The organism is Hyphobacterium sp., from assembly GCF_965228115.1.
Taxonomy (GTDB): domain Bacteria; phylum Pseudomonadota; class Alphaproteobacteria; order Caulobacterales; family Maricaulaceae; genus Hyphobacterium.
Window position 1 is genome coordinate 2,502,204 of record NZ_OZ245794.1, and the last position, 13,265, is coordinate 2,515,468.

The following is a 13,265-nucleotide window of genomic DNA, read 5'->3' on the forward strand; positions in this document are numbered from 1 at the left end:
TAGCCCCGGTTGGGGTTCCAAACGCTTAAAGCACGCCCAGGAAGTAGGCCGACAGGATTTCATACCCATCTGCCTGCCGTGCGACCGTGAAAAAATGTGTTCCGAATGGCAAGTGGATATAGATCACCCAGCGATCTGTAACGGGCTCATGAACCAGGCGTTGAACCTGCTCTGTACAGGACCAGCCGTCTTCCTGAATGAGCGTTTGCTCGCAAAGCGCGACATCTTCATTGATCCCGGCCTCCAGGAGGAAGGCGGCAAGATCTGATGGCAGCAAGTCCTGCGCGACGAGTTGAGGCAGGCTGGGCCCTGACTGCGGATTAATCTGCGCGCGGGCGAAAGCGGCCCGGTCGCCCCGTGAACATCGCGCCACCTGATCGCGCAAATCATCCAGCGAAGCGTCGCCGGCAAATTCCGGATCTTCCAGCACATCGCCCAGTTCCTCTATAGTGAGAAGATACAGACAGGGTTCGCGATCCCAATAGCTGTGCACTTCCATTCCCGATTGTTGCAGCCGCTCTGCGATCTGTGCCTCGATAATCGGTGCATAATTTGAATCGAACAGAGGCCAGAAGACCAGCTGCCCGCCGCTGCCGGCATGATCGCACGCCGCATTCCGGGCGGTTCCGGACTGCCAGCGATCAAAAATTTCCTCTGAGGTCAGGGCTTCGTCCCGCAACTCGATCAAAATGTCCGCAAAAAGGGCGCGCTGGCAGTTGTTGAAAATCACCACGGTCCGGGTGACGTCGCGCCGCAATTGCAGGAGCGCAATAATCGATTCGAGGCTGACCAAATCTCCGCCCGCAAGCGCCGCGCCTCCCAGCTCGAAGAGGGTATAATCCAGAAAGCCGTCATAGAGCCGCAGCTCAGGGACAATCGCGCCATCCTCGGGGGGTTCGGTTTCAAACAAGGTGATCGTTTCGCGCTCCGGCCGCATGGCCAGGCGCTCAAGCGCAACATTGTTTTCGCCGATCTCAAGCGTGGCAAAGCGCGCCAGTGCGGTTTCGCTATCGCCCGTCTCCAGCAAGGCAGACAGGACAATGAACTCATGCAGATCGGCTTGGGTAAGGCGTATTTCGGTCCGGTCTTCGCGTGGGCTGCAGGCCGTCAGGACCAGCGTGAAAATTAGAAGGGTATAACGCATCGCGTTTCCTGATTTTGTCTGACCGACCGGAATGCCCGACCACGAAGCCGGTTCGCTGAAAGCCTAGCAGCGGGCAGCCCCGGCAGGCCATTACAAACAGGTAAGGATCGGCATTGCCATGGGGTAATTGAGTTTAAAAGAAAAAGCCCGGCGCGGGGCACCGGGCTTGTCCTGCTTGAGGGGTGTGGAGGTTTAGGCCACGTCCTTTTGTTCAACCGGGTCGCGCAGAACATAGCCGCGGCCCCAGACGGTTTCGATGTGATGCTGGCCGCCAGTTGCCGAAGCGAGCTTCTTGCGCAGCTTACAGATGAAGACGTCGATGATCTTCAATTCCGGCTCGTCCATTCCGCCATAGAGATGGTTCAGGAACATTTCCTTGGTCAGCGTCGTGCCCTTCCGCAAGGAGAGCAGTTCCAGCATCTGGTATTCCTTGCCCGTCAGGTGCACACGGTGACCATCAACTTCCACCGTTTTGGCATCGAGGTTCACGGCAATCTCGCCGGTGGTGATGATCGATTGGGCATGACCCTTCGAGCGGCGCACAATGGCGTGGATACGCGCGACCATCTCGTCCTTGTGGAAGGGTTTGGTCATGTAATCATCGGCGCCGCAACCCAGGCCGCGCACCTTGTTATCAATGTCCGCATTACCGGTCAGGATCAGGATCGGCGTTTCGATTTTCGACATGCGAAGCGTCTTCAACACATCAAAGCCGGGCATGTCCGGCAGATTCAGATCCAGGAGGATGATGTCATAATCATAGAGCTTGCCGAGATCGACACCCTCTTCGCCCAGATCTGTCGTGTAGACATTAAAGCCTTCAGATTTAAGCATCAGGTCGATGGATTGCGCTGTCGCGCGATCATCTTCGATGAGCAAAACCCGCATGGATAATCTCCGCCCCGCTGTGTGACGAATCACTCCGCCACTGTTTCCATGGTTAACGTGCTTCGGACGGTAGATGCAAAGCGTTAACGAAAGTTAACCGCGAATTGACTCGTATGGCAGAATCGAGTCCGTCCTCGATTCGTTCTAATGGGGGCGAGAGATAGGGGACGCCGTCTCTGCCAATCCCCGATGACGGGGGCGGGCGGCATTCTAAATAGCGCCTGAGATTTACTCAGGAGCCGCTCCCGATGAAATGCCCGATTGATGGTGAAACCCTCGTCATTGCCGACCGGTCCGGTGTCGAGATTGACTATTGCCCGAAATGCCGCGGCGTCTGGCTGGACCGAGGCGAGCTCGACAAGATCATCGAGCGGGCCGAACCCCCGCGCGCTGCGCCACCGCCCCATCAGGGTGGCTGGGACCGCGACGAGCGTCATCATCACGGAGATCGCCGTGACGGGCACCGCCGCCCGGAACGCCGCGAAAGCTTCCTGTCCGAACTCTTCGATTTCGAGCTGTAGGGACCGTCTAAGCAACACAACGAGCAACAGGTCAGTGTGACGTCAAGGTCATTTGCCGCTAATCTCCTTAGCAGGGGAGATAATTGTGCGGACAATAGCGCTTTTTATTGTTGTGTTCTTTTTGTTTTCTGCGTCTGCACTGGCGCAGGTCAGCCCGGTTCAGTTTTCAATATTGCCAAATGGCAGGGCGGGACTGGTCAATCAGCCAGTGACCTATTTCACTACAATTGTTAACTCCGGAAACGAGTCGCTGGACTGTACACCACGTTTCGGTGGATTCTTGGGTGGGGTACCTGCCGGCGTTACAGCCCAGATGGAGTTGATGGCCTGGGATGGCAGCAATTTCACGAGTGCACCGAATGCGACGGTCACGATACCGGCAGGTGGGCGGCAGGATTACATTGCGGCGATCACCGTCGATTCCGAGTATGCCGGATTGCTCATCCCGAACATCCGCTGCACCAATGCCGGTGGGTCTAACTTCGATACTCCGAGATACCCGGGCACCACAGATTTTCAGATTTCGGTCATGAACTCAGCGGCGCCGGATATCCTTCTGGTGTCCGATACGCTCACCAATGATGGCGTCGCCCGTGTTGGCGCAACCGGACCTCGTTCTCTGCTGATGACAGCCGCGGCAATCAACATTGGCGAAGCCGCCACTAATCTGGTTGTCGAACCGGAAATTCGAAACTTTTCGTTGCTAAACCGGAACATGACGGTTCTGGTTTGCGAAACCGATGCAGCGGGCGCTTGCCTGGGCCCGCAACGGCCGTCGCTTCCCATCGCCAGCTGGGAGGCCAATGAAACCAAGTTGTTTGCGGTTAGGGTTCGCGTTCCAGCAGAAATGGGCGTGCCATTCTATCCGGATTTGCTGCGTCTTCGCTTGACTATCGGCAATGCCATACCCGCCGGAGACGCTCCGCAAGCGTTCACTGATGCTCCTTCAGCCCGGCCCCAAGCCTATCAGGCGCCTGGCGTCTTTATTACTGAAATCGCCATGGGAGCCATGCCGATCGCGGGTGTGGACGCCAGCATTCCCTATGGTTCTTATCAGTGCGCAACGCGGTCAACCGGAGACACGACCGCGATGAGCCTGAATACGGGCGGTGTCCTTGTTTCCGGCCGTCGGACTCGCGCCTCGACCCAGCAGCGAGATGCGCCAAATGAGGATGAGGTGTTTTTTCAGGGTTTTGTAACGATCAACGATTTCGATCTACAGCCCTTCAATCAGCCGGTTCAATTCGACTATCGGCAAGCCGGGCCTCTTTCCCTGACAGTATTGGGAACCGGCACGCCGCGGCAGGCCGTCGGGGATATGACCATCCCTGTCAATCCAACCCTGACGGCAGAAAGAGGTCTCTTTTATGATTGGACCGGGACGGCCGGATTTGAAAATGACTTCCTGGACAATGGCCGGACGCGGTGTGCGCCAGTTCCGTCGCAATTGAGCCGGCCACGCGACGAAGATGGCGTCGCCCCTGCCTCCGGTTCATATGATGCCTCGCCGGACGTCGGGGAATCTTCGACTGTCACGGTGGAGGATCCAGATGAGGATGATCAGGATGCAGGCGTTTTTGTAGACGGTTTCATGGAGCGCGATCCTTCAGAGAATGTCGCATCAATATTATGGAATGCGGCTATTTTTTTTCAGGCAAGTGCCGACGGGCCGGACTTTGACGCAGCAAATGCGGTTACCGATGGTGATCGAATAGGCACTTTCGTTCCCGTCCGGTTTGGACCCAGCATGCTCGGGAACCCTGTAGCTTACTGTGGCGTGTTGATTTTGTCCGGCATTCCGGAGACCGAGGCGAATCCGGCGACCGAAGATCAGGATGCCGGTGTACACCGGCTTGTCCGACAGGGGGTTACGCTTAGCGACGACGACTTGGCCGATTGCGTTCCATAAATCGCACGTCTGTTTACGGGGCTCTAACCCCAATTTGATAGCTTGATTTTCGAGGGTGCCCAAAAGGGGCGCGAGAGGATCAAGAATGCAGGCGCTGATCGACCGGATAGAGGCCATGGACCCGCGTGTCATGACAGGGCGCGTGACAGGCATTAATGGCCTTTTGGTCGAGGTCGATGGGCCGCCGGCCGGCCTGGCGCTAGGCGCGCGCGCGCAAATCGGCACGGCGGCCGGAGAGGCCACCTGCGAGGTTGTCGGCTTTAAAGGCCCGTCTGCCATCATGATGCCGTTTGAGCCGGTGGACGGTGTGCGTCCGGGTTCGATCGCAAAGCTGGATCCGGAAGTCGCCAGCGTGCGGCCCTCTCCCGCCTGGCTGGGCCGGGTGATCGACAGTTTCGCACAGCCGCTGGATGGCGGCGAGGCACTGCCCAAAGGCCCGGTGTCTTATCCGCTGCGCGGCCAACCGCCGTGCGCGCATGGCCGGGGCCGCTTGGGGCCGCGTATGGATTTGGGCGTTCGCGTCTTGAACACGTTTACACCTATGCGACGAGGACAGCGCCTGGGCGTGTTTGCCGGTTCCGGCGTGGGTAAGTCCGTGATGATGTCCATGCTGGCGCGCAATGCCGATGCCGATGTCATCGTCATCGGTCTGGTGGGCGAGCGGGGCCGTGAGGCCCGCGAATTCGTCGAGGATGTTCTAGGTGAAGATGGTCGCCGCAAATCGGTGGTGATCACGGAAACGTCTGATGCCCCGGCTCTGGCGCGCCGTCAGGCTGCGCAGCTGACGCTGACCGTTGCCGAATACTTCCGCGATCGGGGCCAGAATGTGCTCTGCCTGATGGACAGCGTGACGCGTGTGGCGCTGGCGCAGCGCGAGATCGGTCTGGCGGCAGGCGAACCACCAACCACGCGCGGCTATACGCCATCCGTCTTTGCCGAACTGCCGCGCCTGCTGGAACGCGCCGGTCCCGGACCAAATGGCACGGGCTCGATCACCGGCATCTTTACGGTTCTGGTCGATGGCGATGATCACAACGAGCCTGTGGCCGATGCGGTCCGCGGCATTCTGGACGGGCATATCGTCATGAGCCGCGAGATTGCCGAACGGGGCCGCTATCCGGCGATTGATGTGCTCAAATCGGTGAGCCGCGTCGCGCCCGAAGTGTATGAAGGCAATGAAGCCGAACTGGTGCGCGAAGCGCGCCGCACACTGTCGGTCTATACCGATATGGAAGAATTGATCCGGCTGGGCGCTTATGCCGCCGGATCCAATCAAGAGACGGATCGGGCCATCGCGCTGAACGGTCCGCTCGAAGCATTCCTTGGCCAGGAGAAAGACGAAGCCACGAGTATAAATGATGGCTTCGCAGCCCTGGCCGGGATTTTGGGTGGTGATGGAGAAACAACATGACTCGTTCACACGAGCCACTGATCCGGCTGGCCCGGTTCAAGGTTGAGGAGCTGCAAAAGCAACTCGCCGATATCGACCGGGTGCGTCAGTCGCTGATCGATCAGGTCGAGCGTCTCGAAGCCTCGGTTCCCGAGGAACAGGCGGCTGCGACGCAAAACAAGGACGGTTATCTCGCCTATGGCAGCTATGCCCAGGCCGTGATCAAGCGAAAGCAGAACATCCGCGCGTCTATGGAGGAAGTCGACCAGCAGGCCGATGAAATCCGCGGGCGTCTGGAAGCGGCCTTCCGCGAGCTTAAAAAGTACGAGCTCCTCGAAGAACGCCGCGTCGCCCGCATTGAAGAAGCTTTGCGCGCCGAAGAGCAGGCGGAGCTCGACGAAATCGCCCAGTCCCGCCGCCGGTCAGCGCATTAGGGAAATACACCCGTCATTCCCGGGCGCACAAAGTGCGAGCCCGGAACCCATGCTGGAACGATAATGCTTCGGCATGGGTCCCGGACTGCCGCTACGCGTCATCCGGGATGACGAATGTAAAAATTACCGCCCGCCGGTCCAGGTCAGGCCAATGCGAAAGCTGCGGCCAGCCTCGCTGGCCCCGGCGAACACCCGCGAATAGTCTTCTTCAAAGACGTTATCGATACCCGCCGAGATCGTAATCGGCGATTGTTCTGTTGGCCGCCAATTCGCGTAAAGATCCAGCGTCGTATAGCCATCACGTTCTTCAGTGGGCGTATTCGTCTTGTCGAAATCGCCTGCAAACTCGGCCCGCGCGCCCAGCGTCAGCCGTCGCTCCTCAATCTGCCAGCGGCCATCGACAAACAGGCGGACCGGGGTCAGCGATCCAACCGGATTGCCGGTCGCATCATCTTCACCATCCACTTCCGACAGAGAGGCCACCAGATCAAACGGTCCACTCGAATAATCCAGCTGGACTTCATACCCGTTGAGTGTGGCTGAAGCGACATTCGCGCTATTCGTGGTGCCTGCCGAACAGGGCAGGAAGGGCGGAGCAAAACAGGTGGGATTGAAGGCGAAGTTTACCGATAGATTGATCAGGTCTTCAGCCTGGGTTTCAAACCATGACCCTTTGATCTCCAGCCGGTCGCCGGGGTGGAAGGCGCTGTCAAAGCCCAAGCCAGCGCCGATTTCCAGCGTTTCGGTCGATTCAGGCCGCAAATTCGGATTGGCGATGAATTCGTTGGTCACAAAAACCGGCGCGCCCAGCACAGGGTGGGGCAGCGAGAAGTGCGTGCCGTCGAGATAGATCTCGTTCACTGACGGGGCGCGGAAAGCTTCAGCCCAATTGGCAAACACCAGGAAAGTGTTGTTCGGCGCATAGCTAACACCAAACCGGCCCGAGGTCTGATTGTCGCTATTATTCCCGGCAATCGCAGAAGAACTCTCATAATCGTCAAAGCGAATACCCGGCAGAATCACCACTTCGCCTGGCAAACCAAACGGCTCAAACGCGGTCAATTCCAGCTGGGCAAAGACGCCGGCAAACTCGGTGGAGGCATCAGGCACGCCGCCACGGACATTGTTCGCAGCGGTTGAATCAAAACCGGATTGTTCGTCTTCATAGACTTCCCCACCAACTGTGAGGGCCGCATCTGCCGGGCCGAGATTGAACTCGAAGCGTTGATCTGTCCGGAAACCGCGGCTTTCCAACTCGCGGTCCACGACGCGGCCGCCAATCGTCTCGGTTTCTTCGACATGGGAGATTGTCTGGAACAGGGTAACATTGAGATCAAGGAAGCTGCCGGACGGGGCGATTTCACCCCCCAGGCGGAAGCTGTCGGTTTCAATGTCCTTATTCACCAGCGGGTTCAGCCCGCCCACGCCCAAATTGCCCTGACCGTTATTTGGTTCGGTTGCTTCGCCGCGGAAGGCCTGCCAGGAGCCTTCAAACCGCACGCCCGGCGCCGCATCCAGGCCCACTTTAAAAAGCCCGGCGATCGACATGTCATCAGCCGGCAGATCATTTCCGGAGCCCAAGCGGATATCTCCGCTTTCCCGGCGGGAGAGATATGCCAACCCGTCCAGTTGTCCATTCCGGCCATAAACGGCGCCTGAAACGGCAAATTCCTCATTTACACTGCGATAGCCGGCCGTGGCGCGCGCGCCCAGCGTTTGGCCATCTTCCAGAAGATCGTCCGCATCAGCGGTCTGGAAAGCGATCACACCGCCCGAGGCACCAGATCCGTAAAGCGCTGAGGCCGGTCCGCGAACCGATTCCACCGAAGAGAGCAGGGCCGGGTCGACAAAGAAGATGCCGTCATGGGCAGAGTTAAAATTCTGCCGCGCGCCATCCAGTAGCAGCGTCACATTCTCTCGTGATTGTCCGCGCATGGTCAGCGTCTGGCCGGTCCGGCGCGGGCCACCACCAACTTCCAGACCGGGAATCTGACGCAAGAGCGCTTCCAGCGTGTCCGGCTGGATCAGGTCCAGCGTCTCTGAATCCACCACTGAAACCTGACCGGGATAGGTAAAGGCCGGGATTTCGGTGCGCGTTGCTGTAACGATGATCACGTCATCGACGGTCTCTGGCTCGTCTTGAGGGGTCTCCTGCGCACTCGCAAAACCAGCGAAAACGGCAAGGGCAAGACTGCTGACACTAGCCAGCTGGAAACGGCGACGGAACATGACTCTCACTTTCTGCAAATAATTCGCAATAACGCTTGACCGGTTACATGCCGTGACGTTATTGCAATTGCAAGTGAGAATGTGTTGCGATAACGGATCGCGCTGCAGATGAGACACACCGATGGGGTATTCCATGCTTTCAAGATTTGCCGTCGTGGGCGCTCTGGCGTTTGGCCTGACCGCTTGCGCCACCACTCAGTCCGGCACCCAAACCGGCGGCAGCGCCATGATGAGCACCGCCGCCATCGCACCGCTTTATGAGCGCAGCGAAGCGGAGTTTCAGCGCGACCGCGAAGCCATTCTGGCCATGGCTGGAGAGTATGACGTTACCTTCGATTTCCGCGAAGTCGTGGCGCTGCAGGACGGTTATGAACTGGCCGATGACAAGCTGTCAGAGGCCCGGGAAGTCGTTCGCGTGATCGAGGACACAGGTGATCTGATCGTGATGCAACACCTGCTACTGACCGGCGAAGAAGACGACGCCATGGTCATCAAGCACTGGCGCCAGGACTGGGAATATCAACCGGAACGCATGATGGCCTTCCGTGGTCACGACAATTGGGACATGGTCGAAATCTCTGACGCCGAAGCGGCCGGTGCCTGGTCGCAGAGCGTCTATCAGGTCGATGACAGCCCGCGCTATGCCGGTCTGGCCCGCTGGGAGCATGGCGAGGCCATTTCCACCTGGGAGCCGGAAACCTCCTGGCGTCCGCTGCCGCGCCGCGATGACACGACACGTTCCGATTACCACGCCATTGAAGCGGTCAACCGCCATGTGGTCACCGCTTGGGGCTGGGTCCATGAGCAAGACAACACCAAGCTGGTCGTTGGCGAGGATGGCGAGTTTACCCCGCTGGTTCGCGAAGTGGGTGTGAACACTTACGTCCGCACCGATCTGCCGAATGACAGCAATGCCGATGAGTATTGGGCGGCGACCGCCGATTACTGGCAGTTGGTTCGCGACTATTGGGACAATCTGGAAGCCACCACCACCGGCTTCCACGTCGACGATGATGCGGAAGGCACGTTGCTTTACGGCCCGATGCTGAACGCCTCCATGCGGCTCTTTTTCGGCGCCGAGACCGTGGATGGCGCCTGGACGGAAGCCCAGGAATTGCTCAACGCACAAGTTGACGTGCAAGGCGCGCCCGAGCGTATGGCCGCCGCTGAGTAAGCCAAAGAACAAGTTGAATGCGAAAGCTCCCGGTTTTGGCCGGGAGCTTTTTTATTGCGAAAAGAACGCCTCAAAAAGCGGAGCCGCCGCTTCGCCATAATATAGCGCTTCGGGAATATCCCGCCGAACCGCAGCGCGCGCCTCGAAATAGGCCGCGAAGACCGGCGCTTCGCGATCTGGATCACCAAATGCGCCCGTAAAAGCGGCTTGCAAATTTTCCAGTTCAGTTGCGTCCACGAGCACCCAGACATGGGTCAGCGCACCGTCGGCAAAGACAAACTCGGCAAGACGGGCTTGCCCGAAGTAGTCAAAACCCTCGCAATCGACTTGAGTTAGGCTTTCCCTCGCCAGCGGGTTTTCCGCAGGATCCATAACACGTTCCGAATGGCTTGAACAGATCGACGCAAAGTCATGCGCGTCGGGCGAACCGCCAAATGCAAACTCTGTGGGGGAAGCAGGATTAAAAGGTGTGGCGCTGAGACTCAGCGCGAGCAGGGAAACCAGCATCGAATAATCTCCTTCGGTTTACTCAACCGATGCAGATCGACGGGCTTATGGATGCATTCCGCCATTTCCGGTCAATACAACCGGTCCACGGCGCTGACGTGGTTCCTCAGCGGCGTCCTCCGGTTCAGTGGCCTCATCTTCAGCGCTTTCAGGCTCAGTGACGTTATCCGGAACCGCTTCCGGGATCACCGGTTCATCGCCCGGCTCAGGTTCTGGAATAATCGGTTCGGCTTCCGCCGCAGTCTCGGCAGACTCTGAAACGCTCTCCGCAACTGGCGGCACCTGTTCGGTGCCGAGTGGCGAAGTTTCGTCAATCTCGCTGGCAACCTCCGCAACCGGCTCCGGTTCTGGCCGGGGCAGAGGTTCAATCGTCGTCTCCGTTTCCACCGCCTCGGCGGAATCAGTCTCCGGCGTTGTTTCCGCTTCGGGTTCTGCGGCGTTTGCAACAACAGGCGCAGGTTCTGGCGAGCCTCCGCCACCATTTGGCTCTACCAGCGCGGCGGCCGGCGGAGGACACATGCGCGGATCGCACGACCTCAGCGTCAGGATCAGGCTCTCTGCGCCGCTGATCTCGCCATTTTCCGAAGCTTCGACCCAGGCATGAAGCCGTCGCGGAATACCCGCGCTCTCGGCCCACGGGCGATCAATATAATAATCGATCCGGCCATTCTCACTGGCGCGCCAACGCACGGTTTCCAGGCCCTGCCGCCGTTCCGACCAGCGTCCACTTGCCATGCCGGTGGGCGACCATCCGGCATAAATGCGCGCCTGTGAGCCATCTTCCATGACGAAGCCATAAATCACGCCGTCGGGACCGGCCGGAAAAAGCCGCATCTCGACCTCTTGCGGTTTGCTGACGCAAAACCCCCAACCTGCCGTATTGCACCCGGTCGGCAAGAACAGGGCCGCAGCGAGGCTTATCCCGGCACTCAGGATCACCGTCTAAAGCGGCCCTTGAGCGTGAACAGAATGCCAATCAATAGAAAATAGATAAAAAGCGTGGTCAGGAGCACTAGCCCGCCGCGCCCATCGAGCCGGTCAAGCATCAATGCGAATGAGAAATCAGACGGAACCCCGGTCGCCAGCCGATAGAAAAAAGGCGTAACGGTATCGGCCACGAAGGCCAGGCCAACTACCACAGGCAATTGTGTCATCCGGCGCATGATCAGCGCGCCAAACAGCGACCAGACCAGGATCAACCACCAGTCCATGGCGGTGAAACCGTCTGAAACCCTGTCGAGGATCGCTTCCATAACGGACCAGCCTACGCTGCTTCGCGTCCGGCGGCGAGCCCGCTCGCCAATGAGGCGAGATCACGCATAGCCGCACAGTCCGGAGACCGCTGCCCCAGCGGCAATTGCGCCCGGATGGCCAAGGGCACATGTTCGTCGCGGGACACAATTCCGGCAAGCGTGGGCGCATAGCCGAGAAATTTCTCACATGTCATTTTAAAAGCGGCATAGGCTTCGCGCGCCTTGTCCGGCGTCGGGGCGTTATTGACCACCACCAGTGGCGCCGCGCTTTCATCGCGAATGCGCAGACGTTTCACAAAGGCATACGCGTCCGTCAGCGAGGTCGGTTCGTCATTGATAACCAGCAATACATCATCAGCCGCCATCGCCAGCCGCATTGTGCTGTCATCGGCACCTGCGGCGAGATCAAGAATGGCGCGTTCATAGGACAGCGCGATTGTGGCGCATGCTGCTGCGAGACGGTTCACTGCATCGGGGCGTAGGCCCGCGAGGCCGCCAGACCCGGAGCGCCCGGGAATGACGTCAAACCCGCCCGGCCTGGCGGCGCCGCCCAAAACCGGTTCACAGGCATCTTCCAGCAAGACCTGCCCCGACATCACGGCGGCCAGATCGGCTTGCGGAGACAGGCCCAGCTGAACATCAATATTCGCCATGCCCAGATCGCCATCAATCAGCAGCAGGCGTTCGCCTTGCGCTGAGAAAGCCTGAGCCAGACCTGCGGCCATCACCGTCTTGCCGACCCCGCCCTTGCCCGAGGCAATAGCGAGGATGCGGCCAGCCGGAGCGTTTTCGCCAGTCAGAAAGCTCATAGCGCCTCTCCCTCGGTCAGAACATCTTCCGGCAAATCATGCTGGTCCAGCAAAGTGCGGGCGAGCCGCAGAGGCGTTGCCGGAGCAAGCCCGCTGCCGATATAGGGGCTGGCGGATAGATGCGCATAGGCCAGCCCGGCTTCCCCCGCGCTGATCAGCGCGCCTTTGCGGCGGGCGCAATCATTCTTGGCAATAATGCAGCGCCTGGCGCCAATGGAGGCAAAGAGCGCGGCTGAGTCCGCAACATCTTCCGGCACAGTGCCAGCATCAATCACGGCTATGATGTCGGCTTCTGCTGCTGCGGCGAACGCCGCCGTCATATCCAGATCATCAAGGTCAAAGGGATTACCCGCTGGGGCATCTATCAGCACCAGCTGATCGCCTGCGGCCTGAACCTGCTCTTCGGCCTCGCGCGGATCATCAATCAACCCATGAGGAATGCCGAGTTTTTCAGCGAGTTCGGCTATCCGCGCTTCTGCTCCAGCTCGTTCGCAATCACTGGCGAGGATGAGGACCGGCACATTCGATGCGGCAGCGCGCGCGGCAATCCGGGCAAGCGTGGCTGTTTTGCCAGCCCCTGGCGCACCGGCAAATAACAAGGCTTGTCCGGCTTCGATTTCAATCGGCGAGAAGACGTAACGGTTCTCGATAGCCTGAGCGAGCAGGTGAGCGGCAGGCGCGGCTTCCTGTAGCTCACAGAAACGGGCCAGAGCTTCGATCGCTGTATCGGGGACACGATGAAAGCTCAGCGCGCGGATGATGCGGTCGATCCCGTCACTATCCTCGCCGCGCTGGATCCGGATTTCACTGTTGATACGCTGCGCCCGCTCGCGTGGGGCTTCCATGACTTCACCAATGCCGGGCCCGTCAGCAGCCGCGCGAACTTGAATGCCTCCGCCGGGCGCATCGCTGGTCGCAACAATAATCGCATCCTCGCCCAGCTCGCGGCGGATATCCGACATGGCTTCAGCCAGCGAGGGGGCGGAGAAGGTTTTCAGCCGCATAAT

13 protein-coding genes are annotated in these 13,265 nt (G+C 59.2%); 5 read left to right on the forward strand and 8 right to left on the reverse strand.

From position 1 onward, the window contains the following. Positions 1 to 25: 25 nt before the first annotated feature. Together ACO079_RS12860 and ctrA are read right to left on the reverse strand one after the other, a co-directional pair. Entirely contained in the window at positions 26 to 1,144 is a 1,119-nt protein-coding gene (locus ACO079_RS12860) for a hypothetical protein (protein ID WP_421790633.1), read from the reverse strand. Between the two features lie 192 nt (positions 1,145 to 1,336). Beyond that, a complete protein-coding gene (gene ctrA, locus ACO079_RS12865) occupies positions 1,337 to 2,032 on the reverse strand; it encodes a response regulator transcription factor CtrA (RefSeq protein WP_421790634.1) in 696 nt (231 codons plus the stop codon). 248 nt (positions 2,033 to 2,280) lie between these two features. Between ctrA and ACO079_RS12870 the strand changes: the two genes are divergently transcribed. The 4 genes from ACO079_RS12870 to ACO079_RS12885 all read left to right on the forward strand — a co-directional run bounded on the left by ACO079_RS12870 (position 2,281) and on the right by ACO079_RS12885 (position 6,286). Then, positions 2,281 to 2,553, forward strand: coding sequence for a zf-TFIIB domain-containing protein (locus tag ACO079_RS12870; protein WP_421790635.1), 273 nt, complete (start codon positions 2,281 to 2,283; stop codon positions 2,551 to 2,553). 85 nt (positions 2,554 to 2,638) lie between these two features. Further along, on the forward strand, positions 2,639 to 4,462 hold the full coding sequence (locus ACO079_RS12875; protein ID WP_421790636.1) for a hypothetical protein: 1,824 nt from the start codon (positions 2,639 to 2,641) through the stop codon (positions 4,460 to 4,462). A gap of 85 nt (positions 4,463 to 4,547) precedes the next feature. Continuing rightward, positions 4,548 to 5,873: a flagellar protein export ATPase FliI gene (gene fliI, locus ACO079_RS12880; protein ID WP_421790637.1), complete on the forward strand. Its 1,326-nt coding sequence runs from the start codon at positions 4,548 to 4,550 to the stop codon at positions 5,871 to 5,873. Next, on the forward strand, positions 5,870 to 6,286 hold the full coding sequence (locus tag ACO079_RS12885; protein ID WP_421790638.1) for a flagellar FliJ family protein: 417 nt from the start codon (positions 5,870 to 5,872) through the stop codon (positions 6,284 to 6,286). The genes fliI and ACO079_RS12885 overlap by 4 nt, the downstream gene beginning before the upstream one ends. Before the next feature lie 123 nt (positions 6,287 to 6,409). Here ACO079_RS12885 and ACO079_RS12890 read toward each other — a convergent pair whose 3' ends face one another. After that, entirely contained in the window at positions 6,410 to 8,515 is a 2,106-nt protein-coding gene (locus tag ACO079_RS12890; protein ID WP_421790639.1) for a TonB-dependent receptor domain-containing protein, read from the reverse strand. Positions 8,516 to 8,648: 133 nt separating this feature from the next. On the opposite strand from ACO079_RS12890, the gene ACO079_RS12895 reads away from it, so the two are divergent. Next, the gene (locus ACO079_RS12895) at positions 8,649 to 9,689 is read left to right on the forward strand and encodes a DUF6607 family protein (RefSeq protein ID WP_421790640.1); all 1,041 of its coding nucleotides are present in this window, start codon (positions 8,649 to 8,651) and stop codon (positions 9,687 to 9,689) included. Positions 9,690 to 9,740: 51 nt separating this feature from the next. On the opposite strand, the gene ACO079_RS12900 is transcribed toward ACO079_RS12895, so the two are convergent. The 5 genes from ACO079_RS12900 to ACO079_RS12920 form a co-directional block, all read right to left on the reverse strand. Then, a complete protein-coding gene (locus ACO079_RS12900; RefSeq protein ID WP_421790641.1) occupies positions 9,741 to 10,196 on the reverse strand; it encodes a hypothetical protein in 456 nt (151 codons plus the stop codon). 45 nt (positions 10,197 to 10,241) lie between these two features. Continuing rightward, the gene (locus ACO079_RS12905; protein WP_421790642.1) at positions 10,242 to 11,030 is read right to left on the reverse strand and encodes a hypothetical protein; all 789 of its coding nucleotides are present in this window, start codon (positions 11,028 to 11,030) and stop codon (positions 10,242 to 10,244) included. A 101-nt stretch (positions 11,031 to 11,131) separates the two neighbouring features. Next, complete coding sequence (locus ACO079_RS12910; protein WP_421790643.1) at positions 11,132 to 11,449, reverse strand: hypothetical protein; 318 nt, start codon at positions 11,447 to 11,449, stop codon at positions 11,132 to 11,134. A gap of 11 nt (positions 11,450 to 11,460) precedes the next feature. Next, positions 11,461 to 12,258, reverse strand: coding sequence for a cellulose synthase operon protein YhjQ/BcsQ (locus ACO079_RS12915; protein WP_421790644.1), 798 nt, complete (start codon positions 12,256 to 12,258; stop codon positions 11,461 to 11,463). After that, positions 12,255 to 13,262 (reverse strand): flagellar biosynthesis-like protein (FlhF), encoded by a 1,008-nt coding sequence (locus ACO079_RS12920; RefSeq protein ID WP_421790645.1) that lies wholly within the window; start codon positions 13,260 to 13,262, stop codon positions 12,255 to 12,257. The genes ACO079_RS12915 and ACO079_RS12920 overlap by 4 nt, the downstream gene beginning before the upstream one ends. Positions 13,263 to 13,265 lie beyond the last annotated feature (3 nt).

What these genes read in the sequence shown, in the direction of transcription:
- ACO079_RS12860 (WP_421790633.1), bottom strand. Translation starts at nt 1,144, where the DNA reads ATGCGTTATACCCTTCTAATTTTCACGCTGGTCCTGACGGCCTGCAGC.
- ctrA (WP_421790634.1), bottom strand. Translation starts at nt 2,032, where the DNA reads ATGCGGGTTTTGCTCATCGAAGATGATCGCGCGACAGCGCAATCCATC.
- ACO079_RS12870 (WP_421790635.1), top strand. Translation starts at nt 2,281, where the DNA reads ATGAAATGCCCGATTGATGGTGAAACCCTCGTCATTGCCGACCGGTCC.
- fliI (WP_421790637.1), top strand. Translation starts at nt 4,548, where the DNA reads ATGCAGGCGCTGATCGACCGGATAGAGGCCATGGACCCGCGTGTCATG.
- ACO079_RS12885 (WP_421790638.1), top strand. Translation starts at nt 5,870, where the DNA reads ATGACTCGTTCACACGAGCCACTGATCCGGCTGGCCCGGTTCAAGGTT.
- ACO079_RS12890 (WP_421790639.1), bottom strand. Translation starts at nt 8,515, where the DNA reads ATGTTCCGTCGCCGTTTCCAGCTGGCTAGTGTCAGCAGTCTTGCCCTT.
- ACO079_RS12895 (WP_421790640.1), top strand. Translation starts at nt 8,649, where the DNA reads ATGCTTTCAAGATTTGCCGTCGTGGGCGCTCTGGCGTTTGGCCTGACC.
- ACO079_RS12900 (WP_421790641.1), bottom strand. Translation starts at nt 10,196, where the DNA reads ATGCTGGTTTCCCTGCTCGCGCTGAGTCTCAGCGCCACACCTTTTAAT.
- ACO079_RS12905 (WP_421790642.1), bottom strand. Translation starts at nt 11,030, where the DNA reads ATGCGGCTTTTTCCGGCCGGTCCCGACGGCGTGATTTATGGCTTCGTC.
- ACO079_RS12910 (WP_421790643.1), bottom strand. Translation starts at nt 11,449, where the DNA reads ATGGAAGCGATCCTCGACAGGGTTTCAGACGGTTTCACCGCCATGGAC.
- ACO079_RS12915 (WP_421790644.1), bottom strand. Translation starts at nt 12,258, where the DNA reads ATGAGCTTTCTGACTGGCGAAAACGCTCCGGCTGGCCGCATCCTCGCT.
- ACO079_RS12920 (WP_421790645.1), bottom strand. Translation starts at nt 13,262, where the DNA reads ATGCGGCTGAAAACCTTCTCCGCCCCCTCGCTGGCTGAAGCCATGTCG.